The organism is Algihabitans sp. (assembly GCF_965226985.1).
Lineage (GTDB): Bacteria > Pseudomonadota > Alphaproteobacteria > Kiloniellales > DSM-21159 > Algihabitans.
Genome location: NZ_OZ245712.1, coordinates 2,796,085 through 2,822,330 on the forward strand (window position 1 = coordinate 2,796,085; position 26,246 = coordinate 2,822,330).

17 protein-coding genes are annotated in these 26,246 nt (G+C 67.3%); 9 read left to right on the top strand and 8 right to left on the bottom strand.

All coding sequences use genetic code 11. From position 1 onward, the window contains the following. Positions 1 to 1,884, bottom strand: a complete 1,884-nt coding sequence (locus ACO054_RS12775; RefSeq protein ID WP_421706965.1) for an ABC transporter transmembrane domain-containing protein — start codon at positions 1,882 to 1,884, stop codon at positions 1 to 3. A 503-nt stretch (positions 1,885 to 2,387) separates the two neighbouring features. Between ACO054_RS12775 and rpmE the strand changes: the two genes are divergently transcribed. Beyond that, on the top strand, positions 2,388 to 2,612 hold the full coding sequence (gene rpmE, locus ACO054_RS12780) for a 50S ribosomal protein L31 (protein WP_421706966.1): 225 nt from the start codon (positions 2,388 to 2,390) through the stop codon (positions 2,610 to 2,612). Positions 2,613 to 2,668: 56 nt separating this feature from the next. On the opposite strand, the gene ACO054_RS12785 is transcribed toward rpmE, so the two are convergent. Then, positions 2,669 to 3,103 (bottom strand): DUF1465 family protein, encoded by a 435-nt coding sequence (locus ACO054_RS12785; protein ID WP_421706967.1) that lies wholly within the window; start codon positions 3,101 to 3,103, stop codon positions 2,669 to 2,671. Positions 3,104 to 3,352: 249 nt separating this feature from the next. On the opposite strand from ACO054_RS12785, the gene ACO054_RS12790 reads away from it, so the two are divergent. Then, the gene (locus tag ACO054_RS12790) at positions 3,353 to 3,829 is read left to right on the top strand and encodes an Hsp20 family protein (protein WP_421706968.1); all 477 of its coding nucleotides are present in this window, start codon (positions 3,353 to 3,355) and stop codon (positions 3,827 to 3,829) included. Between the two features lie 75 nt (positions 3,830 to 3,904). Here ACO054_RS12790 and ACO054_RS12795 read toward each other — a convergent pair whose 3' ends face one another. Further along, a complete protein-coding gene (locus ACO054_RS12795) occupies positions 3,905 to 4,795 on the bottom strand; it encodes a LysR family transcriptional regulator (protein ID WP_421706969.1) in 891 nt (296 codons plus the stop codon). A gap of 198 nt (positions 4,796 to 4,993) precedes the next feature. Continuing rightward, positions 4,994 to 5,953 carry a thioredoxin-disulfide reductase gene (gene trxB / locus ACO054_RS12800; protein ID WP_421706970.1) on the bottom strand — a complete coding sequence of 320 codons (960 nt, stop codon included), beginning with the start codon at positions 5,951 to 5,953 and terminating at the stop codon, positions 4,994 to 4,996. Between the two features lie 367 nt (positions 5,954 to 6,320). Between trxB and ACO054_RS12805 the strand changes: the two genes are divergently transcribed. The 3 genes from ACO054_RS12805 to ACO054_RS12815 all read left to right on the top strand — a co-directional run bounded on the left by ACO054_RS12805 (position 6,321) and on the right by ACO054_RS12815 (position 10,419). After that, a complete protein-coding gene (locus tag ACO054_RS12805; protein WP_421706971.1) occupies positions 6,321 to 6,824 on the top strand; it encodes an RNA polymerase sigma factor in 504 nt (167 codons plus the stop codon). A gap of 57 nt (positions 6,825 to 6,881) precedes the next feature. Further along, positions 6,882 to 7,862 (top strand): FecR family protein, encoded by a 981-nt coding sequence (locus tag ACO054_RS12810; RefSeq protein WP_421706972.1) that lies wholly within the window; start codon positions 6,882 to 6,884, stop codon positions 7,860 to 7,862. Between the two features lie 97 nt (positions 7,863 to 7,959). Further along, positions 7,960 to 10,419, top strand: a complete 2,460-nt coding sequence (locus tag ACO054_RS12815; RefSeq protein ID WP_421706973.1) for a TonB-dependent receptor domain-containing protein — start codon at positions 7,960 to 7,962, stop codon at positions 10,417 to 10,419. A 52-nt stretch (positions 10,420 to 10,471) separates the two neighbouring features. Here ACO054_RS12815 and ACO054_RS12820 read toward each other — a convergent pair whose 3' ends face one another. Then, complete coding sequence (locus ACO054_RS12820; RefSeq protein ID WP_421706974.1) at positions 10,472 to 11,029, bottom strand: MOSC domain-containing protein; 558 nt, start codon at positions 11,027 to 11,029, stop codon at positions 10,472 to 10,474. A 146-nt stretch (positions 11,030 to 11,175) separates the two neighbouring features. Then, on the bottom strand, positions 11,176 to 12,387 hold the full coding sequence (locus ACO054_RS12825) for an aminotransferase class V-fold PLP-dependent enzyme (RefSeq protein WP_421706975.1): 1,212 nt from the start codon (positions 12,385 to 12,387) through the stop codon (positions 11,176 to 11,178). Positions 12,388 to 12,478: 91 nt separating this feature from the next. Here ACO054_RS12825 and ACO054_RS12830 point away from each other — a divergent pair, with 91 nt between their 5' ends. From ACO054_RS12830 to ACO054_RS12840, 3 genes are all read left to right on the top strand, one after another. Beyond that, entirely contained in the window at positions 12,479 to 12,877 is a 399-nt protein-coding gene (locus ACO054_RS12830; RefSeq protein WP_421706976.1) for an ankyrin repeat domain-containing protein, read from the top strand. Positions 12,878 to 13,588: 711 nt separating this feature from the next. Continuing rightward, positions 13,589 to 16,738: an autotransporter domain-containing protein gene (locus tag ACO054_RS12835; RefSeq protein WP_421706977.1), complete on the top strand. Its 3,150-nt coding sequence runs from the start codon at positions 13,589 to 13,591 to the stop codon at positions 16,736 to 16,738. A gap of 50 nt (positions 16,739 to 16,788) precedes the next feature. Next, entirely contained in the window at positions 16,789 to 19,965 is a 3,177-nt protein-coding gene (locus tag ACO054_RS12840; protein WP_421706978.1) for an autotransporter domain-containing protein, read from the top strand. Between the two features lie 264 nt (positions 19,966 to 20,229). Here ACO054_RS12840 and ACO054_RS12845 read toward each other — a convergent pair whose 3' ends face one another. Continuing rightward, entirely contained in the window at positions 20,230 to 21,117 is an 888-nt protein-coding gene (locus ACO054_RS12845; protein ID WP_421706979.1) for a 2OG-Fe(II) oxygenase, read from the bottom strand. Positions 21,118 to 21,289: 172 nt separating this feature from the next. Continuing rightward, a complete protein-coding gene (locus ACO054_RS12850) occupies positions 21,290 to 22,186 on the bottom strand; it encodes a transglycosylase SLT domain-containing protein (protein ID WP_421706980.1) in 897 nt (298 codons plus the stop codon). A 717-nt stretch (positions 22,187 to 22,903) separates the two neighbouring features. On the opposite strand from ACO054_RS12850, the gene carB reads away from it, so the two are divergent. Further along, a complete protein-coding gene (gene carB / locus ACO054_RS12855; RefSeq protein ID WP_421706981.1) occupies positions 22,904 to 26,164 on the top strand; it encodes a carbamoyl-phosphate synthase large subunit in 3,261 nt (1,086 codons plus the stop codon). Positions 26,165 to 26,246 lie beyond the last annotated feature (82 nt).

Here is a 26,246-nt window from a genome sequence, read left to right on the forward strand (position 1 = left end):
CTACTTAGCGGCCACCTCGCCATAGCGAGGGCGGGCCAGGGCTTCGGCCTGATCGAACTGCAGAGCGGCGAGACGGGCGTAGAGGCCGTCAGGCTCCTGCAACAGCTCCGCATGGCTGCCAGTCTGCACGATGCGGCCGCGGTCGAGCACGACGATGCGGTCGGCCATCAGAACGGTCGCCAAACGGTGGGCGATGACGATGGAGGTACGCCCCACCATCAGCCGGTCGAGCGCGTCCTGCACCGCCTTCTCGCTTTCGGCATCCAGGGAGGAGGTCGCCTCGTCGAGCAGTAGCAGGGCCGGGTCGCGCAGGATGGCTCGGGCGATGGCCAGGCGCTGGCGCTGGCCGCCGGACAGGCGTACGCCCTTTTCCCCCAAAAAACTGTCCAGGCCGCCGGGCAGACGCTCGAGAAACTCCAGGCAGTGCGCCGCACGAGCCGCCTCCAGGACCTCCTCGTCGCTCGCCTCCGGCCGGCCGTAGCGAATGTTTTCCCAGGCGTCCGCCGCGAAGATCACCGGTTCCTGCGGCACCAATCCGATGGCGCCACGAAGCTGCTGCGGATCGAGGCTGCGCAGATCGACCCCGTCGAAGCGGACACTCCCGCCGGCCGGATCGTAGAAACGCAGCAGAAGCTGCATCACCGTGGTCTTGCCGGCGCCGGAGGGGCCGACCAGCGCGACCTTCTCACCAGGAGCGACCTGCAGCGAGAAGTCCTCCAGGGCCGCCCACTCGGGCCGGGCCGGGTAGCGGAAATTCACCCGGTCGAAGACGATGTCGCCCTTGACCGGCCGAGCCAGCGGCGCGGGACTGTCCGGAACCGGAATCTCGCTGTCGGTGGCCAGCAGGTCGAGCAGCCGTTCGGTGGCGCCGGCCGCGCGCTGCAGATCGCCGATCACCTCGCTGATCGAGCCGACGGCGCCCGCCACCACCACCGCGTAGAAGACGAAGGCCGAGAGTTCGCCGGCGCTGATCCGGCCGCTCAGCACATCGTGACCGCCGACCCAGAGAATCGCAGAGATCGACCCGAAGACCAGAACGATAACCGCACCGGTCAGCGCCGAGCGGGCGGCGATCCGCCGGACGGCGGTGGAGAAGGCGCTCTCGACGCGTTGACCGAAGCGCTGACTGTCCAGCGCCTCATGGGTAAAGGCCTGCACCGTGCGGATCGCATTGAGCGACTCGTCCACGTAGGCGCCGACATCGGCGATGCGGTCCTGACTGTCCCGCGAGAGCCGACGCACACGGCGGCCGAAGAAGATGATCGGTAGCAAGACCAGAGGCACCACGAGAAGAACCAGACCGGTTAGCTTCGGCGAGGTGACCATCAGCAGGACGAGACCGCCGGCGAACAGCAGGACGTTGCGCAGTGCCACCGAGACCGAACTGCCAACCACCACCTGAAGGATCGTGGTGTCGGTGGTCAGACGCGACAGGATCTCGCCCGTGCGGTTGATCTCGAAATAGGCGGGCGACAGAGCGATCACCCGGTCGAAGACAGCGCGCCGGACATCGGCCACGACCCGCTCGCCGATCCACGACACCAGATAGAAGCGCGCATAGGTCGCGCCGGCCAGCAGGACGACCACTGCCAGCAGCACCAGGACCGCCTTGTCGAGCAAGGCCGCGTTGCCCGAAGCGAAACCTTCGTCGACCAGCATCCGCAGACCCTTGCCCAAGGCCAGCACGGTGCCGGCGGCGACGATCAGCGCCAGGGCGGCGGCGGCAACCTGCCAACCGTAAGGACGGATGAAGGCCCAGAGCGTGCCGAGCACGCGAAGATCCCGGCTCTTCGGGCGGTCGCTCTGGCGCAAGGCAGCCGTCGTCGCGGGCACAGGCGCGGCGGGTGCGGAGCCACGAGAGGCAGAGGGACCGGCTTCAGACATTCGCAAGACCAGGCAAGAACTGGGGGTCAGGCATATACGAGACCAAACATGAACTGGGACTTCGCGCTCCTGAAAAACACCGGCCATACGGGGGAAATGGCCCGGATCAGCTATCGCACGAGCCGTAGGGCCCCCGCAAGCGAACCTCCGGCGCTGGCAGAGTCGCCGAAACGACGACGCATTCGCGCTCGAACTAACGCGCCAGTCGACTGGTTTCAAAGGGTTGACGGCAGATTTCCTGGCATGTCGAAGCAACGTCGAGGCTGCCGACGAGACCCGCGCCCCGAACTGCGACGTCATGACAAGCCGGGGCGCCGCAGTTCGGTCGGATGCGCTCCAAGACCATCCCCGGCACTTTCGGGACTTCGCGCGCGGAGTCCGAAGGCACGCGGGGTTGCGGTGGACGGCCGGTTTCGCTATATCCCCGGCCTTCCAACAGCCCTGGTCAGGTCGCCGTGGCCCGAAGCCCCTGCGACTGGCCCGCGTTCAGAAAGCCCCGGACGATGAAGAAAGACATCCATCCCGAATATCACGACATCACCGTGGTGATGACCGACGGTACGGAGCTGCCGATGCGCTCCACCTACGGGCAGCCGGGGCAGAGCCTGCGTCTGGACATCGACATCAAGACGCACCCGGCCTGGACCGGCGTCCAGCGCCTGAACGAGAGCGGCGGTCAGGTTGCGAAGTTCAACAAGCGCTTTGCCGGGCTCGGGCTGAAGAAGTAGCTCGGAAAACACGCGACTGCGAGACGCCAAGGGGGCGGAGAGCCGCCCAGCCTGGTTCAGACGTCCAGCCCAGTCCGAACGTCCAACATCGCATCCAGCCGCGACACGCGCTCGTAAAGCGCGTGGCTGCGGCTGAGCAGACTCACCATGCGTGGTGGCAGGTCGGCGGGCGCCGACAGGTCCGAGGTTTCACAGATCTCCTGCGCGCCCAGACGGTGCTCCGGACGGCGAGCATCCTCGCGCGTCATCTCGCCCGCCTGCACGGCGCGCTGCACCAGCAACCAGGCCATCACCTGGGTCAGGCGCGTCGTGATCCGCATGGATTCGCAGGCCGCCACCAGCTGATCCGCCGGTTTCAGCCCCTTGCGCTCCGCGCGCTCCTCCAAGGCCACGTAGTCCCGCGCTTCCTGGGTCAGCGCCAGGGCCTCGGCGTAGGTGCCGTTGAGGAAGGTGATCTGGGTATCGGTGGCGTGAGACGTGGCTTGCGACATAATCCCGAAACACTGACAGCTTGCGGCCGCTTCGACAGATCGCGGGGAAGGTCCCGCAAGGCGGCGATGGCCGTTCGACCGCCCCCCATAGTCTTGAAGTGAAGTTAGCGCTTGATTACCTGACGTGCAGATTGGGGCAAACCGAAGGCCGCCTGGCGGGTTCGGAGCTTCACCCCGGTCTCATACATGGGCCCTGCCGAGGATCGGAGGGCCGAGTGAACGCATATCGCTTTTAGGAGGATATGATCTATGCGTAGTACCGATTTTTCCCCGCTTTTGCGTGCCACCGTCGGGTTCGACCGCATGATGAACCTGCTCGATACGGCCAGCCGTGTCGACGAGAGCGCGCTGAACTATCCCCCCTACAACATCGAGAAGACCGGCGACGACGCCTATCGGATCACCATGGCGGTGGCCGGCTTCGGCGATGACGACCTGAACGTCACGCTGCACGAGAATCAGCTGACGATCGAGGGCAAGAAGGATCGCGGCGAGGCCGAGGGGGAGCGCGTCCGCTTCCTGCACCGCGGCATCGCCACGCGCGCCTTCCAGCGCAGCTTCCAGCTCGCCGATCACATCCGCGTGTCCGGCGCCCGGCTGGAGAACGGTCTGCTGCACGTCGAGCTGCTACGGGAGGTGCCGGAGTCGGCCAAGCCGCGCAGCATCGCGATTCAGGCCGTCGGCACCGGTCGGGACACCAAGGTCCTGGAAAACGAAGCCGCGTAACTCCTGCGGTTTCGAAACGGCACGAGGGGGCCGGGCGCATCGTCGCCCGGCCTCCTTTTTTCATGAGAAAAAGCGTCAGAAGCGCGAGAGGGCGACCTGACGCAGCAGGAAGTCGCGGAAGACCTCGATCCGCCGGGTGCCGCGCAGTTCCTCGGGATAGACGAAGTAGGCGTCGATCCGCGGCCCCTCGGACTCCGGCAGGACGTGCACCAGATCGCTGCCCTCCTGCACCATGAACTCCGGCAGGGCGCCCAGACCGGCCCCGGAGGAGACCGCCTGCATGATGGCGTAGACGTTGTTGAGGGTCAGGGCCGCCCGGCGCATGGAATTGGAGGGCATGCCGATGCGCAGCAGCCAGTTCACGTCCGGCACCGGCGGGCGGGTGTCCTCGCCGTAGACGATGATCCGGTGGTCGTCGAGGTCGCTCGGCACCTTCGGCAGGCCGTGCTTCTTCAGATAGGTCGCCGAGGCGAAGGCGTGCATATGCACGGTCAACAGGTGGCGCTGAATCAGGTCCGCCTGACGCGGCGGCGACAGCCGGATCGCCACGTCCGCCTGACGCATCGAGAGATCGAGTTCCCGGTCGTCCAGGATCATATGCAGCTCGATTTCCGGGTAGAGTTCCATGAACTCGCGCACCCTGGGGGCGAGCCAGGTCGAACCGAAGGCCACGGTCGTCGTGACCTTGAGTGGGCCGCGCGGCCGGTCCTTGCTCTCGGTCAGCAGGGCCTCGGTCATGGCCAGCTTGCCGAAGACCTCGTGCGCGGTGTGATAGAGCAGTTCGCCCTGTTCGGTCAGGATCAGGCCGCGCGCATGGCGGTGGAACAGCGGCACCTTCAGCGACTCTTCGAGCGCCGAAATCTGTCGGCTGACCGCCGACTGGCTCAGGTTCAGCACCTCGCCCGCATGCGTGAAGCTGCCCGCTTCCGCAACGGCGTGAAAAATGCGCAGCTTGTCCCAGTCCATGAAAGGACCCCGCCCCCGCTGAAGTTAGCGCCAGACTCGAGCCTTCGACTCCAACGGCGCCCCATAACTATAGAATTTCAAAGAAGGGAAAGCCCAGCTTGGGAAGCCGGAGCTCGTCTCTCTTCCCCTCTCGTCCGCCGGCCGCTCTCGTTCGCCGCGCAGCCGCCGGCCCTTGCTGTCAACCGGAGAGGCCGCCCGCTATTCGGCGGCCACCGCCTGGTCTTCCAGGGCGGCCAAGTACTTCTCCGCCTCCAACGCCGCCATGCAGCCCATGCCGGCGGCGGTGACCGCCTGTCGAAACACCTTGTCCACGCAGTCGCCGGCGGCGAAGACGCCGGGAATCTCCGTCCTGGTGGAGCCGGACTCGGCCAGGATGTAGCCCTCCTCATCCATCGGCAGCTTGCCCTTGACGAAGGTCGTGGCCGGGTCGTGGCCGATGGCGACGAAGAAGCCGTGGCAGGCGATGTCTTGGGTCGTGCCGGTCTTGACGTTCTTCGCCCGGACGCCTGTCACGCCCATCTCGTCGCCTAGCACCTCGTCGACCACATGATCCCAGACGACGGTCACCTTGGGGTGCTTGAAGAGACGATCCTGCATGATCTTTTCGGCGCGCAGGCTGTCGCGTCGGTGGATCAGGGTGACCTTGCTGGCGATGTTGGCGAGATAAAGCGCCTCCTCCACGGCGGTGTTGCCGCCGCCGACCACGCAGACCTCCTTATCGCGATAGAAGAAGCCGTCGCAAGTCGCGCAGGCCGAAACGCCGCGCCCGTTGAAGGTCTGCTCGCTCTCCAGGCCGAGCCAGCGCGCCGAGGCACCGGTCGCGACGATCAGGGCGTCGGCGGTCAGCGTCGCGCCGCTGTCGCAGCGCACGACGAAGGGGCGGCGGTCGAGATCGACCTCGGTCGCCAGGTCGTAGAGCAGCTCCGCGCCGACGTGTTCGGCCTGCTTGGACATCTGTTCCATCAGCCAGGGCCCCTGGATCACGTCCGCGAAACCGGGATAGTTCTCGACGTCGGTGGTGATGGTCATCTGGCCGCCCGGCTGCAGGCCGGCGAGCACCACGGGCTTCAGGTTGGCGCGGGCCGTATAGATCGCGGCGGTCAGACCCGCGGCACCGGACCCGACGATCAAAACCTGGACGTGGCGCGACTCGGCCATGACAAACCTCCCCATTCTGGCAGGCTTCCAGAGTAAGCAGAGGCGCCGCCGGCCACAAGCGTGTCATCGAGCCATTTCCCCGCGCCGTTCTGTGCTTCCAAGAGATCGAAGCTTCTCATCGGGATGAAGACGACCTGCGAAGCCGCCTGGCAGGCCTCGCTGCAGATCGTAATCGACATCGCCAACGAAGCCTTAGGCACCTCGGCGAGATCGTCCTTCTGTGACGATAAGCGTTCGCCAGACGGTTGCGCTCTAGACATTGCAGGCTCGGTTCGCCAGAAAGGAAGGCAATTAGGAGTCGCCAGCGACCCTAGCGCGTCGCAAGCCATCCGAACCTCAGTCGATGTTTGTGGAGCGATGCGCTGCGATGAAAGACGCGAATCAGGCGTTGTTGGAGACCTTCACTGCAGAACTACCGCGCCTGAAGAGATTTTTGAGTGCACGGAGCGGTTGCGCAGCCTCCGGTGAAGATCTGGCGCAGGAAGCTTGGATTCGACTCTCGCGCTATCCGAGCCGAGCAGGAAGCGCGCCGCACCTGTTCCTTTGGCGGATCGCCCGCAATCTCGCCATCGACTTCGCCCGCCGGTCGGTCGTCCTTTGCGAGAAAGATGCTGTTCCTCTGAGCGAGAGCATAGCGGACGCGGCACCAACGCCGGAGGCGGAGGTGATCGCGAGAAGCGAGATCGACGCCATGAAGTCGGCGATCGCACAGCTACCGAAGCGCCGGCGTGACATGTTCGCTGCTGCGGCCTTCGAAGGCGAAAGCGCCACTCAGATCGCCGCACGCTACGGTTTGTCGAAGCGGACCGTGGAAATGGAAATCAGACGCGCCGTCGACCACTGCGCTGAAATCTCGTTTCGGGCAAAGTGACATGAGTTGAGGAGCGAGCCGACCATGGATATGACCAGTGGTTCGAAGGAACACTAGGTGACAAGCCCCCGAGACAATGCGCTGATCGCCAGGTTGAGAGAGGACGTCAGATCGATCGTCTTGCGCGAGCGTCTCGGAGAGCTGGGCCTGGATGAGAGGCGCTCTCTCGCCGGTTGGCGCCGGCAAAGTGCAGCGCACGAGCACGCCTATCGTGAGGAACTGAGGCTCTGGCAGACTGCGCATCGGGCCATTGCGGAAGACGTCGACGCAGCGAAGCGACGGCGCAGCCCCGCCTTGACGCGCCCCTTGACGCGCCCCTTGACGCGCCGGGGCGTCCTGGTCGGAGCCGGCTGTCTGTCCGGCGCGGCTGCCGTGGTCTATGCCGGTGGAGTGCTCGGGCTCTTGCCCGACGGCGTCGCTCTGCTTTCGGACCATAGGACGGGGCGGGGCGAACTCGCGACGCTCCAGCTCGACGACGGTGTCGAAATCAGGCTCGACGGCGATAGCGCGCTCGACGTGAACGCGGCTGGCGTGACGTTGCATCGCGGAGCGGCCCTTTTCACCTTGCCCGCGTCTTCGGCCAATCAATCGACTTTCGAGATCCTCGCCGGTCCCAGTGTCGTTCGGGCCGCAACCGGATCGATCTCCCTGGATATCTTCGACGATGTGATCGAGATCGCCTGTATCGAAGGCTCTGCGATCATGGCGGCACCGGCGCAAATCGATCTTTCCGCTGGAACGGCCCTGAGAGTCATGCAGGACGGCGTGACCGGGCCCTACGAGGTCGAAGCCGACCGCATCGCTGCCTGGACGCGCGGCTTTTTCGTTTTCAGGGACGATGAGTTGGCACGGGTCGTCGCCGCGCTCAATCGGCATCGGTCAGGCCATATCGCAATCCTCGACGAAGCGGTCGAGCGACGGCGGATCAGCGGGGTCTTCCCATTGGAACGACCCGATCGCGTTCTGGAGCAGATGATCCAGGCCCTGTCGATCAGCGCTACCCGTCTGCCCGGCGATATCGTTCTTCTGCACAGTTAATTTTTTCGCATTTCCCACCCGGTTGCGTGTGTGTCCCTGAGGGGCGCAGGAAGACCGCAAGGGGCGCGCCCGCTGACAGTCAGTATCGGGGGCAGCCATGACAACGGGACGGAATTCGCTTGGGGGCACGCTTCTCGCCGTGCTTCTCGCATCGACCACGCCAATAGCACTGGTTGCTGCGCCATCGGGAGCGGCGGCGCAAGCGGCGACCCTCGACTTCGCGATAGCGCCCGGCTCGCTTGACCAGGTTTTGGCCCGCTTCGGCGAGACGACGGGCCTCGCTGTCTTCTACGACGCCGACCTGACGGCCGGGGCCAGCAGTGCCGGCGTATCAGGCAATCTGTCATCGCAGGCCGCTTTGGACCGGCTGCTCGCCGGCACGGATTTCAGCTATCGGTTTTCGCAGAACGGAGCGGTCACCATCGAGCGGACGCAGGACGCTGCTGCGTCCGACGGTCCTCTACGGCTGGGGGCGGTCACGGTGACCGCGCGGCGAACCGAGGAGCGGCTGCAGGATGTCCCGGCCAGCGTCGTCGTCCTGTCGCGCGACGAGTTGGAGCGGTCGGGCTTCGACGACACGCGGGACGTCATGCAAGCGACGCCCAATGTGAACTTTGTCGGCGGCGGCACGCCGGTGACGGCCGAACCGGTCATCCGGGGCTTCGGCAATCAGCTCGGCATCGGCGCAACCTCGCCGTCGGTCGGCGTATTCGTGGACGGCGTGATCGCCAATCCGACGACGTCGCTTTTCGGCGTCGGCCAGTCGACTCTGGACCTGGAGCGGGTCGAGACCGTCCTGGGTCCCCAGAACAACAATTTCGGCCGTGGCACGGTGGGCGGCGCGATCAACTTCGTGACCCGAAAGCCGACCGGCGAATTCGAGCTGGAGGTCGGCGGCGAGCTTGGATCGCGGCCGGACGGGAGAGGGACGCTGATCCTCAACCAGCCGCTCAACGAGGACGGCAGTACGGCGGCACGTCTGGCCTTTTCCGGATCGGCCTCCGACGGCTTCGTCGATATCGCGGGCGACGGACCGGACCAGATCGGTAACGAGGACTACAACCTGCGCTTCAGCCTGCGGTCGCGACCCGTCGAAGGGCTGACGCTCGACGGTTCCTTCTCATTCGATCGATCCCAGTTCGATGCGCTGGGCTTCGCAACCCTCGAGTCGATCGGAGACGGCAATCCGGTCTTCCCCGGCTCCTCCCCAGGAGAGAGTACTTCGGATCGGCTGATGATCAGAGGCGACGCCGCCTACGAACTCGACGCGGGCAGATTGGTTTTTCGCATCAACTACGCGGAGAGCGATCTTGAGGGGACAACCGACACCGACTTCACAACACTCGATGTCATAGAGCAGACCAACGACACGTCGAACCGATCCATCGGCAGCGAAATTCGCTACGAAGGCAATGAATTCGATCTGCCCCGCGGACTTGGCGGACTCGCTTTGAACCTCGGGACATCCATCGCTTTCGTGGACCTCGAGGTCGAGGGTGTGACCGATCCGGGCCAAGCGGCGTTCGATCTGCTGACAGGTGGGACTGCGGCGGACGACGGCAGTACGATTCGCGGTGAGACCTCTCAAGAGGTCTTTTCACTGGGAGTCTTCACCGAAGGACGCTGGCGCCCGATCCCACGGCTGGAGCTCGCTGCCGGCGTCCGTTTCAACCTCGACGATGTCTCTCTTACGACCGAGACGGTTTCGAGCGGTCTTTCCGCTATCACGGTCCCCTCGGTTCCGAAGGAGTCCGGGAGCAATGTCTTCACGGCCTTCACGCCGAACGCCTCCATCAAATACGACTGGACCGAAGACCTCTCGACCTACTTCTCTTACACGACCGGCTTCCGTGCGGGAGGCTTCTCACCGATCACTGGACGCAATTTCACGACCCTCGACGAAGAGAACGCCAAACAGTTCGAGATTGGCTTTCGTGGAAACTTCCTGGATGACCGCCTCTCCCTCTCGGCCAGCGGTTTCCTGTTGAAGGTCGACGACTTCCAGTCGGAAAGTTCCATAGATGTCAACGGCCTCCCGGTCTTCGTCGATGGGAACAACGACGCGGAGAGCATCGGTGCGGAGTTGCTGGTCGTGGGGCGGCCAATCGACGATCTGACGCTCAGCGCCGGCTACGGGTTCTTGGATGCCGAGTTCGCCGATGGCGCGGTGGGGCCGGACGGCCGGGATCTGGAAGGATCCGACCTCACGCTGTCTCCGAAGCATAGTGTCAGACTGACCGCGGACTATGTCTTTCCAGTCAATCAACTGTCGTCCGACGGGTTTTTGCGCGCCGAGTACTACGCCCAGACGAACTTCGCGGCGAACGACGACCCGGACTCCCCCAGACTCGACGGCTTCGACGTCTTGAACCTGCGTGCCGGCCTTCGGGGAGACAGGTTCGAGTTCGGGGTCTTCGTGGAGAACGTCTTCGATGAAAGCTATGCGACTGGCTTGTCGGGGCCGGCAGCCTTGGGGGATCTCACGAACACCACCGGTCGGCTGGGCACGGCTGGGCCGCCGCGCCGCTTCGGTGTGATGGCGAAGTGGATCTTCTGAAGTCGACGGGCAGAGCAGCGATTCTCGCGGGTACGATGTCGACGGGACGCCGCTAAACCGGCTCTAAAGCTCTGTGCGCGCCCTCCGGCAGCGTCACGGCGATCGGGTCACCGGGACGCACCTCCCCCTCGGCCGTCACGATCCCCATGACGCCGGCCAGACGGATCAGGCTGCCGTCCGGCGCGCGGTCCAGCACGGCCTTCATGAGACCGGACTGGAAGGCGTCGAGCTGGGCGCAGGGATTGCGCAGCCCGGTGACCTCGACCTCGGCATGCGCGCCGAGCCGCAGGCGCGTTCCGGTCGGCAGGGCGAGAAGATCGAGCCCCTCGGTCGTCACGTTCTCCCCGATATCGCCCGGCATCACGGCGAAGCCCTTGGCGGCCAGCTCCGCGAAAAGCTCGCCGTGGAGCAGGTGCACCTGGCGCAGGTTCGGCTGGCTGGGGTCGCGGGCGACCCGGGAGCGGTGCTTCACCGTGGCGCCGCTGTGGGCGTCGCCCTCGACACCGAGGCCGACCAGCAGGCGGATCGCCGATTGCGGCGTCTTGCTGAAGCGGTGATCGGAGCGGGCGGCCACCGCCAGCACCCGGGCCACGGTCTCGTCTGTCGGCATGGAAGGTCTCCCGAAAGGCGGTTGATCCGTAGAGAGCCTGCTCGGCCACCCTTCGACAAGCTCAGGGTGAAGACACGTTTTTCAATATCCCAACTTCACCCTGAACCTGTCGAAGGGTGGCCGCACCCAAGCGCAAACGACCTTCCCTACCCCCGCGACAGCCTCTCCAGCGCGGCGATCAGGCGGTCCATCTCCCCGCTGTCGTTGAAGTAGTGGACGCTGGCCCGGACCATGTCGGGCAGCCCGCGCCGCGTGGCGTCCAGCAGCGTCCCGTTGGGATCGCTGACCGAGACGTTGATCGCCTGGCCGCGCAGCGCCGCGGCCACCGCGCTGGCCTCCCGCCCGGCGAGGGTGAAGGTACAGAGGCCGCAGCGCCGGGTGCCGAGATCCCTGACCTGGAGACCGGGCACCGCCGCCAGGCGCTCGCGCAGCTCCGCCGCCAGGGCCGTCACCCGCGCCTCGATAGCCGGCAGGCCCAGGTCCAGCGCGTAGTCCACCGCCGCCCCCAGCCCGAGCAGGGCGGCGTAGTTGAACTCCCAGTTCTCGAAGCGGCGGGCGCCTTCGTACCAGACGAAGCGGTCCGGCGCCTCCCAGCGGGCCGAGCGCAGGTCGGGACAGGGCGGCGTCAGGCGGTCGAGCAATCCGCGCCGGACGTAGAGGAAGCCGGTGCCGCGCGGCCCGCGCAGATACTTGCGGCCCGTCGCCGACAGCAGATCGCAGCCGATGGCCTGCACATCCAGATCAAGCTGTCCCGCCGACTGGCAGGCGTCGAGCAGGAAGGGAATGCCCCTGGCCCGCGCGATCCGCCCGATCTCGGCGGCGGGATTGACCAGCCCGCCGTTGGTCGGGACGTGGGTCACGGCGATCAGCCTGACCTTGGGGTCGAGACGCTGCTCCAACTCCTCGAGGTCGACCTGACCCGTCGCGTCGCTGGGTACCGTCACCACCTCTATGCCCTGGCGCTGCCGGGCGTGGAGGTAGGCGATGTAACTCGAGGCGTACTCGGCCTCGACCGTCAGAACCTTGTCGCCGGGCCGCCAGTCGAAGGCCTGAAAGGCGAGGTTCCAGGCCACGGTCGCGTTCTCGACCAGCGCGATCTCCTCGGCCGCGCAGTTCAGCAGCCGGGCGATGGAGCCGTAGACGCTTTCCAGCCGCTCGCCGGCCTCGGCCCGCGCCTCGTAGCCGCCGATCTCGGCCTCGCGTCGCAGGTGGGCGATCTGCGCCTCGACCACCGGCGCCGGCATCAAGGAGGCGCCGGCATTGTTGAAGTGAGCGACCTTGGCACAGCCCGGCGTCTCGGCGCGCACAGAGGCGAGATCGATGGACTCGACACCATCGGCGGTCGGACTTGGTCTCATGACGTCTGGCTCCTACGTCGGCCGCCCGCTCTTGACGCGGCATCCCGCGCCTGGGAATAACCGGAAAGAGCTTTTGGAGGAAACCGTCGCGATGGCAGAAAGCGCCAACCTCTTTCATCTTCTGGAGAAGGGCGACACCCAAGCGTTGCTCGCCGCCCTAGATGAGGCGGGACCGGACGCCGTTTCGGCGGCCAATGCCCGCGACCGCTGGGGCTGCGGCCTGCTCTACTACGCCGCCGGCAAGGGCGACCCGGCCCTGGTCGAGGGGCTGCTGGAGCGCGGCGCCGAAGTGGAGCACGCCAGCGACGCCGGCAACACGCCGCTGATGATCGCCGCCGCGCGCGGCCACCTCCAGATCGTCAAGCGCCTGCTGGCGGCCGGTGCCGACGTCGCACACAGCAACCGCTGGGGTTTCGACGCCCACAAGTGGGCCGACTGGTGCCCCAACGCGTCGGAAATCCAGGCCGAGCTTTTCGCCGCCGGCAAGTAGCGCCCACGCGGCAAGCCCTGGGCCGCCGCCAGCCGGTAGTGCCCCCAGACCGTAAGACGCACCGGAGATAGAGCGTCGCGCTCCAACAAGGCCGAAGGACGCGGACATCGCCGTCTCGAACAGTGGCATCTACACGTTTAACACGATGCACAGACCACCGCCAAAGGCGCCAAGATCACGAATTCGACGGCTCTTCCGCAAGTCGCCTTTGAAGAAAATATATCATATATTTCAGCATGTTAAGACGGTTTTCCCGCACCTTTCGGTCTAGACGTTTACCGTCATTCATCTAGACCTTTCCCCGAATTCATCCATATTGCCTGCGATATTCGGGCGCCTCTATTCTCGCTATAGCTGTCTGAAAGCGACCTGATGTCGGTCGCATCCCAAAATCGCAAGAGGTTAGCCGGTCAGGTCGCCGGCCAAGGAGGCGCGGGTCTATCCGGCTCATCGATCCATCCAACGGTGAAAACGGCCATCGCGGGTCCGGCTGCCACAGGTTTGGGCGTCATGGGTCCGGGCGCACCGGGTTCGGGCGCACCGGGTTCGGGCGCACCGGGTCCGAAAGACCCGGCAAGCGGATAGCTCCGCCGATCCCTGCCTGACGCCGCCACCGCTGAACGTCGCGACGTTGCCCCCCTTCCAGAGAGTCTTCCCGACCGAAAGCTCCGCCGGCCGAGCCGGACGACCGTCAAGGAGACGAGAGAGACAATGCAGGCTCAGAAACGACAGACCGCAACGCTGCGACACGGAAGACGGCGCCTGAATCTTCTGGGTCGCAGCGCCCTGGCCGGAACGGCTTTGGTCCTGAGCCTGGCGGTCGGAACGACAGTCGGGCCGGCCAAGGCGGCAACCTTCAACGTGTCTGACGAGCCGGGCCTGCGAAACGCGATCTTCACGGCCAACAGCAACGGCGACCCAACCAACACCATCAACATCACCGGCAACATCGCCCTGACCCGGTCGCTGCCGATGATCACCGCCAGCCTGACCGTCAACGGCGGCGGCAACACCATCGACGCCCAGAACAACGGCCGCGTCTTCTTCATTCAGGGCGGCACCGCCAACATCTCCAACGTCACCATCGACAACGCCCGTGCCCAAGGCGGCAACGGCGGGAGCGGCGGGCGCAATGGCGGTGGAGGCGGCGGCGGTGGCCTGGGCGCGGGCGCGGCGGTCTTCGTGAACGACGGCGCCAGTGCCAGCCTCTCCAGCGTCACCTTCGGCAGGGCAACCGCCCAGGGCGGCAACGGCGGGAACACGACCGTTGGCTCCGTGGGCACCGGCGGCGGCGGCGGCCTGGGCGGCGACGGAGGCGACGGCGGCGGCAACGGCGGCCAGGGCGGCGGAGGCGGCTACGAAGGAGCCGGCGGCAGCGCCACTGTTATCGGCGCCGCCGGCGGCGGCGGCGGCGAATTTGGCAACGGCGGCGACGACAGCGGTACTCCAACTAATAGCGGTGGTGGTGGTGGTGGCGGTCGCGAGGTTGGCGGCGATAACGCATCGAATGCCTCCGGCGGCGACGGTGGGGGCGGCAATGGCGGCACAGGCGCCTTAGGCGGTGGCGGCGGCAACAACGGCGGCAACGGTGGAGGCGGTGGCGGTGGCGCCGGCGGCGGCGGCAACGGCGGCGACGGCGGCACAGGCGGCGGCGGCGGCGGAAGCGGCCGATTCGGCGCCACCCCCGGCAACGGTGGCAACGGCGGCACAGGCGGCGGCGGTGGAGGCGGCACCAACAACGGCGGCAACGGCGGCGACTTCGGCGGCGGCGGCGGCGGCGGCGGCTTCGGCATCGGCTTCAGCGCCGGCAACGGAGGCTTCGGCGGCGGCGGCGGCGGAGGTAGCGCTGCAACAGGCGGCAGCGGCGGCTTCGGCGGCGGCAACGGCGGCGTCATCGCCGGCGGTGGCGACGGCGGCGATGCGCTGGGCGGCGCCATCTTCGTGCGCGACGGCGGCAGCCTGACCATCCTCGACGGCGCCTTCACCGGAACCTACGGCATCACTCGCGGTACCGGCGGCATCGGCGGCACCAGCGGCGCCGACGGCCAGGCTCAAGGCCGCAAGCTCTACTTGCACAACGCGGCTAGCACCGAGCTGCGCATCACCAGCGCCAGCCGTAGCTTGGCCGGCGACGACGCCCTGGCCGGCAACGGCAGCCTGATCAAGTCCGGCGCCGGAACGCTGGTGATCGAGGGCGCCAACGCCAACTACAGCGGCACCACCACGGTCACCGGCGGCAGCTTGATCGTCAACGGCACCCTCGGCGACGTCACCCTCGGCAGCGGCGGCACCCTGGGCGGGACCGGCACGCTCGGCGACGTCACCGCCAACGGCCGGGTGGCACCGGGCAACTCCATCGGGACCCTGAACAGCGGGTCAGTCACCTTCGCCCCCGGCTCCATCCTGGCAGTGGAAATCGCGCCGGATGGCAGCGCGGATCTGCTGAACGTCACCGGCACCGCCACCGTGACCGGCGGCAGCGTCGAGGTCACACCCCAAGCCGGCGGCTATAGCGACGGTCAACAGTTCCTGATCCTCCAGACTACAGGTGGCGTCACCGGCGCCTTCGACGGCGTCGGCCTGGCCCCCGGCCAGACCTTGGCCTTCTTCGATCTCAGCCTGCTGACCCAGGGCAACGACCTGCTGCTGCAGCTCGACCGCACCTCCTCGACCTTCGCAAGCCTCGTCACCACCCCGGCGCTGAGCGGCACCGCCACCGCCCTCGACCGCCTGCAAGCCGCGCCCACGCCCGGCAGCCAGTCCCTGATCCAGGCCCTCTCCCCCCTGACCGCGAGCGAGGTCGAGGAGGCCACGCGCCAGCTCTCGGGCAGCGGCATGACCGGCAGCAGCCAGATCGTCCAGCTCGCCGGACAGAACCTGCTGGCCATCATCCCCACCGGCAGCGGCGGCGGCTCTTTCGGCGGTATCGCCGGCCTCACCCAGTTCGCCCTGGCCGAGACCGGCGCCAGCGACGCCCTCGACAGTCTCGGCCTGGCCGCCGCCTCCGGCCCCGGCCCGGCGGAGCAGAGCGGCCCGCATTTCTGGTTCGAGGGCCTCGGCGGTTTCGGCAGCCGCGACGGCGAGGGAGCGGCCGCCGATCAGAACAGATACTACGCCGGCGCAGCCGGCGGTGTGGTTCTGCCGCTGAACGAGGCGCTCTCCTTGAGCCTCGGCCTCGGCGGCTTCGGCGGCGAGGTCTCCACCGACGACGGCCTGGCCGAAACCGACAGCACCTCCCTGCTGGCCGCCGCCAAGCTGACCTGGGCCCCCGGCCCCTGGCAGGTCAGCGGCAGCCTCGGCTTCGCCGGCCACCGCTTCGAGAGCGAGCGCGAGGTGCGCTTCGGCGGTTTTTCCGAAACGGCCGAGGGCGAGCGCGACGGCTATGAGGTGCTCGGCGATCTCGCCGTCGGCTACGACTGGCAACTCTCGGGCGTCACCCTCACGCCCACCGCCGGCCTCGGCGGCTCCTGGCTCTACCAGGAATCCTGGAGCGAGAGCGGCGCCGGCGGCGCCAACCTGGAGATCGACAGCGCCGACACATTGAGCCTCCAGCCGCGCCTCGGGGTCGGCGTCGCCAGCGACTTCGAGCTGGGCCAGGGCCTGACCCTTACCCCGCGCGCCCAGGCGCTCTGGATCGGCCGCCTCGGCGACGAGAGCAGCGACACCACCGCCCGCTTCGCCGGCAGCGACGCCTCCTGGCGCGTGCCCGGCCTGGAGGAGCCGGACCACTCCGCCGCCCTCAGCCTGGGCGCCGACCTGGCCGCCGAGGAGGGTTGGGCGCTGTCGGCCGGCTACGCCGGACGCTTCGGCGAGGGCGCCCGCGACCACGGCTTCCTGCTCGGCGGACGGCTGAACTTCTAAGGCCGCGCCGTCCCGCTTCGGCCAAAACACCCCAGGAGACGAGAGAGACAATGCAGGCTCGGAAACGACAGACCGCACATCGCCAAGGCACCGGACGGCGCCCGAGTCTTCTGGGCCGCAGCGCCCTAGCCGGAACGGCTTTGGTGCTGAGCCTGGCGGCCGGAACGACGGTCGGGCCGGCCAAGGCGGCGAACTTCAACGTGTCCAACGAGACAGACCTGCGCAGCGCCATCTTCACGGCCAACAGCAATGGCGACCCAACCAACACCATCAACATCACCGGCAACATCGCCCTGACCCGGTCGCTGCCGATGATCATGGCCAACCTGACCGTCAACGGCGGCGGCAACACCATCGACGCCCAGAACAACGGCCGCGTCTTCTTCATCCAGGGCGGCGCCGCCAGCATCGCCAACGTCACCATCGACAACGCCCGCGCCCAGGGCGGCAACGGCGGTGTAGGCGGCTCCTCTGCCGGGGGCGGCGGCGGTGGCCTGGGTGCGGGGGCAGCGGTCTTCGTGAACGCCGGCGCCAGCGCCAGCCTCTCCGGCGTCATCGTCGGCACCGCCACGGCCCAGGGCGGCAACGGCGGCAACAGCGTGACCGCCGCCGGCAGCGGCGGCGGCGGCGGAGGCTTGGGTGGCGACGGAGGCGACGGCCTGGGTGGCCCTGGAGGCGGCGGCGGCTACGAAGGCACCGGCGGTACCAGCCGCGGCGGCGGCGGCGGCGAATTCGGCAACGGCGGCGACGGCAACGCCGGCGGCGGCGGCGGCGGTGGCCGCGAAGGAAACGGCGGTGCTGGTGGAGTTTTCGTCGGCGGCGGCGTACCTGGCGGCGGCGGCGGCGGCGGCGGCGAGACCAGCAACGGTGGCGACGGCGACAACAGCGGCGGCGGAGGCGCCGGCGGCAACGGCGGCGGCGTTGGTGGCGGCTCCTCGGGCAACAACAACGGCGATGCCGGCGGCGGAGGCGGCGGAGGCGGAGGCAGCTCCGCCAACGGCGGCAACGGCGGCTTCAGCGGCGGCGGCGGCGGCGGCAACGTGACCGGTCCCGTCAACGGCGGTAACGGCGGTACCGGCGGCGGCGGCGGCGGCGGCAACATCGACGGCGGCGGAGGCGGCGACTTCGGCGGCGGAGGAGGCGGCGGCTTACGCGGCGGCAACAGCGGCTTCGGCGGCGGCGGCGGTGGTAGCGACGGCGGCGGTAGTAGCGGCGGCAGCGGCGGTTTCGGCGGAGGCGCAGGCGGCAGTAGCGGCGACGGCGGTGAAGGCGGCTCCGCCGTGGGCGGCGCCATCTTCGTGCGCGACGGCGGCAGCTTGACCATCGTCGACGGCGCCTTCACCGGAACCTACAGTGTCACCGGCGGCAGCGGCGGCAGCGGCAACCGCGCCGGGCCCAACGGCCAGGGCGGAGGCCGCAAGCTCTACCTACACGTCAGCGCGGTCACCGACCTGCGCGTCAACAGCGGCAGCCTCAGCCTGGCCGGCGACGACGCCTTGGCCGGTGACGGCAGACTGATCAAGTCCGGCGCCGGAACGCTGGTGATCGAGGGCGCCAACGCCAACTACATCGGCACTCCCACAGTCTCCGGCGGCAGCCTGATTGTCAACGGCACCCTGAGCAACATTAACCCAGCGAACGTCAACGCCGGCGGCACCCTGGGCGGGACCGGCACGCTCGGCGCGGTCACCGTCAACGGCCGGGTCGCGCCGGGCAACTCCATCGGCACCCTGAACTCGAGGTCGGTGACCTTCAGTCCCGGCTCGGTCCTGGCGGTGGAAATCGCGCCGGATGGCAGCGCGGATCTGCTGAACGTTACCGGCACCGCCACCGTAAACGGCGGCAGCGTCGAGGTGACGCCCCAGGCAGGCAGCTACAGCGACGGACAGCAGTTCCTGATCCTCCAGACCACCAGCGGCATCGCTGGCGCCTTCGACGGCGTCGGCCTGGCCCCCGGCGAGACCCTAGCCTTCTTCGATCTCAGCCTGCTGACCCAGGACAACAACGTCCTGCTGCAGCTCGACCGCAACGCCCTCGACTTCCGCAGGGTCGTCACCACCCCGGCGCTGAGCGGCACCGCCGCCGCCCTGGACGGCCTGCAAGCCGCACCTACCCCCGGCAGCCAGTCCCTGATCCAGGCGCTCTCCCCCCTGACCGCGACCAAGGTCGAGGAGGCCACACGCCAGCTCTCCGGCAGCGGCATGACCGGCAGCAGCCAGATCGTCCAACTCGCCGGACAGAACCTGCTGGCCATCATCCCCACCGGCAGCGGCGGCAGCACCTTCGGCGGTATCGCCGGCCTCACCCAGTTCGCCCGAGCCGAGACCGGCGCCAGCGACGCCCTCGATAGCCTCGGTCTGGCCGCCGCCTCCGGGCCCGGCCCGGCGGAGCAGAGCGGGCCGCATTTCTGGTTCGAGGGCCTGGGCGGCTTCGGCAGCCGCGACGGTGAAGGCAGTTCGGCGGGGCAGAACAGATACTACGCCGGCGCCGCCGGTGGCGTCGTCCTGCCGCTGAACGAGGAGGTCTCCCTCAGCCTCGGCCTCGGCGGCTTCGGCGGGCAGGTCTCCACCGACGACGGGCTGGCCGAGACCGACAGTACCTCCCTCCTCGCCGCCGCCAAGCTGACCTGGGCCCCTGGCCCCTGGCAGGTCAGCGGCAGCCTGGGCTTTGCTGGCCATCGCTTCGAGAGCGAACGCGAGATCCGCTTCGGCGGCTTCTCCGAAACGGCAGAGGGCGAGCGCGACGGGGTCGAGGTGCTGGGCGATCTCGCCGTCGGCTACGACTGGCAGCTCTCCGGCCTCACCCTCACCCCCACAGCCGGCCTCGGCGCCTCCTGGCTCTACCAGGAGGCCTGGAGCGAAAGCGGCGCCGCCGGCGCCAACCTGGAGATCGACAGCGCCGACACGCTAAGCCTCCAGCCGCGCTTCGGGGTCGGCGTCGCCAGCGACTTCGAGCTGGGCCAGGGCCTGACCCTCACCCCGCGCGCCCAGGCGCTCTGGATCGGGCGGCTCGGCGACGAGAGCACCGACACCACCGCCCGCTTTGCCGGCACCACAACTAGCTGGCGCGTGCCCGGCCTGGAGGAGCCGGACCACTCCGCAGCCCTCAGCCTGGGCGCCGACCTGGCCGCCGACGATGGCTGGGCACTCTCCGCCGGCTATGCCGGGCGCTTCGGAGAGGGCGCTCGCGACCACGGCTTCCTGCTCGGCGGACGGCTGAACTTCTAGAGATGCCGTTGCCAGCGTTGCGGGCTTCGACAGGCTCAGCCTGAAGGATGGGCGCTCAGCTTGAAGGATGGGGTTCAGCCAGAAGGATGGTTGGAGGTGCCGAAAGGGTCGAGGCTTCCGTCTCGGCTTGAGACGGGACAGGCTCTCTCCCCGACACAAATCCCTTCCTGCTGAGCCTGTCGAAGCCGATCACTCGGGCAAGCCGCCGAGGGGTTCAGCCTGACGCAGGAAAGAAAGCGTCCGACAGAGCAAGACGGCCGCAAACTAGCGCTTCAGACGCCTGACCCAGGTCGCGGCCTGGTTGACGACCGACGCGGGCAGGTACTTGCGCATGCCGCTTTTCAAGCGGTGCTGCAGGGAGGCGGCGTCGTGCTCGTTCGTGGCAACCCATTGAACGTAGTTGGTGTAGTCGATGTCGGCCTTCGTCTTGTCCGTCGTGTAGTAGTAGGTCGCCAGGGAATTGCGGCGCAGGGAGTCCGGACAGGTCAGCGGATGCGGATGGCCGTGGAAGGAACGGCGGCCGGTGAAGAAGACCGCCATGCGGTTGAAGAGAGGCTCGATCTTGGTCACGCAGGCGCTGGCGTCCTCGTTCCAAAGCTCCAAGGCACCGCCGTATTCCGGCTTCCAGTCGGGCGTGCAGTAGTAGAGGCAGTTGATCACCTGGGACATCTTCTTGTCCGGGTGACGCGAGGCGTCGACATGCACCATCAGGCGCCCGCCCCGGCCGGTGGAATGCAGACCGCAACCGTGAAAACCCGGATCGGGCGCCAGAAACTCGATCCCCGTCAGGCGGCTGAGAAAATCGCAGAAGACCCCGGACTGCAGTCCGTACATCACGTGGCGGATGTAGGGCGGGAAGGTCTCTTCATTGCCGGTGGTCAGTTTTTCGATCCGGCGGTCGTTGCTGTGTTTCGCATCGCCGGGCCCCGTGAGGCGCCAGCCGGGATAATCGCTGTCCGGGAAGGTGGCGGCGATCCGCCTGGCGACCTCAAGCGGCAAAAAGTCGTCGATGACCACATGCGGGAAGGGCTTGGCGGTCTGAAAGGCTTCGGCATGCCTGAGGCCAAGCTCCCGCATGGAGTCTCGGGCGAAGTAGAAGTAGTCGGCACCCGGCTCCGCGTCCGTCGGAGCAGTGACATCGATGATCGCCACGGTCGCATCCCCTTGCGTGTTTCTGCGCTCGACAGCGCAGCTTAGGGTTGATGCTACAGCATAAGATTGTGTTTATTCAATATTTGAATCGTATTGCGTGAATTTCTGATCAGACCGAGGGCGAGGCGATCGAGCGACTTCACGGTTTCGTGAAGACCTTGTCCGGGCGCCTTCAGCGAAGAGCGCCGGGCGCCGCTTGCCCGGTCAGGCCGGTCAGCCGCGCATCCGCCGAAATCGCTGGTAGTCCCTGGGCCGGTATTCCTTGGGCCGGTAGTCCCTGGGCCGGTAGTCCCTGGGCCGATGCCTCCTGCGCGGCCTGGGCCCGCGCCTTCGCGGCGTCGCGCGCGGCGCGGCGAGCCTCCCGCGCCGCCTGGGCGGCCAGGCGCTTTTCCTCGTTCCAATAGCGGAAGACCTTGCCGCGATAGCGGTTCGCGAAGGCAGGAGTGGCGGAGTGGTAGCGGCCGATGGCCTTGGTCCAGCTATTGGTCTTGGCCCGCAGGTCGGTCAGGAACTTCGCGGCATAGGCCACGTTGAAGGCCGGATCGAAGGCCTGGGTCAGGGACTCGAAGGCATCGGGATGGAAATGCAGATTGATCTGCATGCAGCCCACGTCGATGTTCCGCACCCCGCGCGCCTTCAGCGCCTGCACTTCCGCGATGGCGGCGGCCTTGGTCGGCAGATAACGCCCCTTGCCCTCGGCCATGACGGTCCAGGGCCAGGCAAGATGTGCCTGGCGGTCGCGGTTCCAGCGCCCCGACTCGGTCCGCGACAAGGCGGTCAGCAGGTGCTTGGGCAGACTCAGAAGCTGCTCGGCCGCGGCGATGTTCCGGCCGCAGAGATCCCAGGCCGACAGCGGTTGAGCGGTCCGAATAGCCCCCGGATTGTCCGATTTCGGCGCTTCGAGGCTGCCCCAGGCCGGGCCGGCCAACAGGTTTGCGGCAAGGCCCAGGACCAGCGCCAGAAGGCCGCTACGGATCGGCGGCCCGATCTTTCGTCCAGTCTGCGGCTGAATCTGCGGCTGAATTCGCGGCAGGGTGCCCGCCAAGGGGCGGAAGAGAGGGCCGAGCATGGAAGTCTCCCGAATCGCGGCTCGAATCGTCGGAGTTTTCTGAGCAATCGGCGTGCCAGCTTTCGGCAATGAGACTGCAGGTCTCGTTAAACGACCGGCTTGACCGGACCCAGCCGACCACCGCCGACCGCCGGCAAACCTTGAAAACGGCTGGAGTCGCCGCGATTCTGCTGCACTGCAGCAAACACCGAAAAGACCACTGTTCCCCAGATGCCACGTTACGGAAAGAGAAGCTGAGCCGGAACAGGACGATAGCTTTTTCCCTTGCCAAGTCGCCGGATGAGGACCAAATTGTGCAGTGCGACATGGGCGGCACCGTCCGCTGCTGCTCTGTCGTACGTCTCTAAGGGCGTTTCCTCCCTAAACTTGGGCCGTGCCGCCTGGCACGGCCCTTTTTTCTTGCCTGCGCCCTCGGCCCACACCCTTGCCCGCGCCTCAGTCTCACCGGCGCCTCGCCAGCGTCTCGCTCTGCGCGTCCTCTCAAGGATGTTGCAGGATTTCTTCGACGGCGGGCCGACCTTCCCCGCTCTTGCCCCTTCCCAAGCGCGCGCGCGCGTGGCATAGGCCTGCCTTCAGCACAGACGAAGCGAGTCGAGTTCCAACCGACGCGGTCCAGGCGCGTCCGGTCAGGGGCTCTGCGAGCGCGAAAAGCCCCAGTTTCCGGACACGACCAAACGCCCGCAAACCGTTCCGAACCTCCTGCCGCAAAAGACCCTCATGCCGAAACGTACCGATATCCAGTCCATCCTGATCGTTGGCGCCGGGCCCATCATCATCGGCCAGGCTTGCGAATTCGACTATTCCGGCGCCCAGGCCTGCAAGGCCCTGCGTGAGGAGGGCTACCGGGTGATCCTGGTGAACTCCAACCCCGCCACGATCATGACCGACCCCGGACTGGCGGACGCCACCTACATCGAGCCGATCACGCCCGAGGTGGTGGCCAAGGTGATCGCCAAGGAGCGGCCCGACGCGCTGCTGCCGACGATGGGCGGACAGACGGCCCTCAACACCTCCCTGGAGCTGTTCCGCAGCGGCGTCCTGGAGCAGTACGGCGTGGAGATGATCGGCGCCGACGCCGACGTGATCGACAAGGCCGAGGATCGCCAGCGCTTCCGAGAGGCGATGGACGCCATCGGCCTGAAGAGCCCGGCCAGCGTCATGGTCTCCACCTACGAGGAAGCCGTCGCGGCGCTGGAGAAGACCGGCCTGCCGGCGATCATCCGCCCCTCCTTCACGCTCGGCGGGACCGGCGGCGGCATCGCCTACAACCGCGAAGAGTTCGAGGAGATCGTGCGCGGCGGCCTGCGCGCGAGCCCGACCGACAGCTGTCTCATCGAGCAGTCGGTCCTGGGCTGGAAGGAGTACGAGATGGAGGTGGTCCGCGACAGCGCGGACAACTGCATCATCGTCTGCTCCATCGAGAATCTGGATCCCATGGGCATCCATACGGGCGATTCCGTGACGGTGGCGCCCGCGCTGACGCTGACCGACAAGGAATATCAGCTGATGCGCGACGCCTCCATCGCCTGCCTGCGGGAGATCGGGGTGGACACCGGCGGGTCGAACGTCCAGTTCGCCGTGGATCCCGAAAGCGGCGATCTGGTGGTGATCGAGATGAACCCCCGGGTTTCGCGCTCCTCGGCCCTCGCCTCCAAGGCCACCGGCTTTCCGATCGCCAAGATCGCGGCAAAGCTGGCGGTCGGCTACACCCTGGACGAGCTGACCAACGACATCACGAAGGTGACCCCGGCCTCCTTCGAGCCGACCATCGACTACGTGGTCGTGAAGATGCCGCGCTTCACCTTCGAGAAGTTCGCGGGCTCCGAGCCGTCGTTGACGACCTCCATGAAGTCGGTCGGCGAGGCCATGGCGATCGGCCGCTGCCTGCAGGAGGCGCTGCAGAAGGCCCTGCGGTCCATGGAAACGGGCCTGGACGGCTTCGACGAAGTCGAGATCCCCGGCGCCCGCGCCGCCGACGGCAGCCTGGACCGGGAAGCCGTTGCGATCCATCTGGCCAAGCCGCTGCCGGACCGGGCGCTTAGCGTGGCCCAGGCCTTCCGCGACGGCCTGAGCCTGGAGCAGATCCGACAGGCGACCCGCTACGATCCCTGGTTCCTGCGTCAGATCGAGGAGATCGTGACGGCCGAGGCCGCCCTGGTGCGCGACGGCCTGCCGGAGGACGCGCTCGCCCTGCTGCGACTCAAGAAGATGGGCTTTTCCGACGCGCGCCTGGCCAAGCTGACCGGCGTCGACGCCCAGGTCGTCGCGGCCGCGCGCCACGCCCGCGACGTGCGCCCGACCTACAAGCGGATCGACACCTGCGGCGGCGAATTCCCCTCTCTGACCCCCTACATGTATTCGGCCTACGAGGGCGACGGCTGGGCGCCCGCGGCCTGCGAGGCGGTGCCGAGCGACGCCGCCAAGGTGATGATCCTCGGCGGTGGGCCGAACCGGATCGGTCAGGGCATCGAGTTCGACTACTGCTGCGTTCACGCCGCCTATGCGCTCAAAGAAGCCGGGTTCGAGACCATCATGGTCAACTGCAACCCGGAGACGGTCTCGACCGACTATGACACTTCCGACCGTCTCTACTTCGAGCCGCTGACCGCCGAGGACGTGATCGAGATCGCGCGGGTCGAGCAGGCCAAGGGAACCCTGAAGGGCGCCATCGTGCAGTTCGGCGGACAGACCCCGCTGAAGCTGGCCGAGGATTTGGAGACAGCCGGGATTCCGATCCTGGGCACCTCCCCGGACGCCATCGACCTGGCCGAGGACCGGCGGCGCTTCCAACAGCTGCTCAAGACGCTGGAGCTGAAGCAGCCGGCCAACGGAACCGCCACCACGGTCGAGGAGGCGCGCAGCGTCGCGCTGGAGATCGGCTATCCGGTGCTGCTGCGCCCCTCCTACGTGCTGGGCGGGCGGGCCATGCGGATCGTCCATGATCAGCAGGAGCTGGACGACTACATCGCGACCGCCGTGCAGGTCTCCGGGCGGAACCCGGTGCTGCTCGACAGCTACCTCTCCGACGCCATCGAGGTGGACGTGGACGCCGTCAGCGACGGCGAGGAGGTCTACGTCGCCGGCATCATGGAGCATATCGAGGAAGCCGGGATCCACTCGGGCGACTCGGCCTGTGCCCTGCCGCCGCATTCTTTGGGCGACGAGATCCAGGAGGAGATCGCTCGCCAGACGCGGCTGCTGGCCAAGGGCCTGGAGGTGGTCGGCCTGATGAACGTGCAGTTTGCGGTGCGCGGCGGCGAGATCTACATCCTGGAGGTCAATCCGCGGGCCAGCCGCACCGTTCCCTTCGTCGCCAAGGCAACCGGCGTTCCCATCGCCAAGATCGCCGCCAGGGTCATGGCCGGCGAGAAGCTGGAGAGCTTCGCCATTCCCGAGGCCAAGCGTCGCCACATCGCGGTCAAGGAGGCGGTCTTCCCCTTCGCACGCTTCCCCGGGGTCGACGTGGTGCTGGGACCGGAGATGAAATCCACCGGCGAGGTCATGGGTCTCGACAGCGACTTCGCCAAGGCCTTCCTGAAGGCTCAGCTCGGCGCCGGCATCACCCTGCCGCACGAGGGCACGGTCTTCCTGTCGGTTCGGGACGAGGACAAGCCGGCAGCGGCAAAGCTGGCGGCCGAATTGTCCGATCTGGGCTTCGACGTGATCGCCACCAGCGGTACGGCCGGCTTCCTGGCCGATCAGGGTCAGCCGGTGGAGGCGATCAACAAGGTTCGCGAGGGCCGGCCGCACGTGGTCGACCGCATGATCGACGGCGGCGTCCAGCTGGTCTTCAATACGACGGAGGACGCCAAGGCCATCGCCGATTCCTTCTCGATTCGGCGAACCGCCCTGACGAACGGAATTCCCTACTATACCACCATCGCGGGTGCCGATGCGGCGGTCCAGGCCATCGCGGCCCTCAAGTCCGGCCAGCTTGAAGTCGCGCCTCTACAGTCTTATTTTGTGGGATCGTTCTGACCGCCTGCTGAGCGCCAGTCTCCAAACCGGCGCACTGACAGGCTCTTTCCGTCGAAATATCCCCTCTTTAAGAACGAACAAC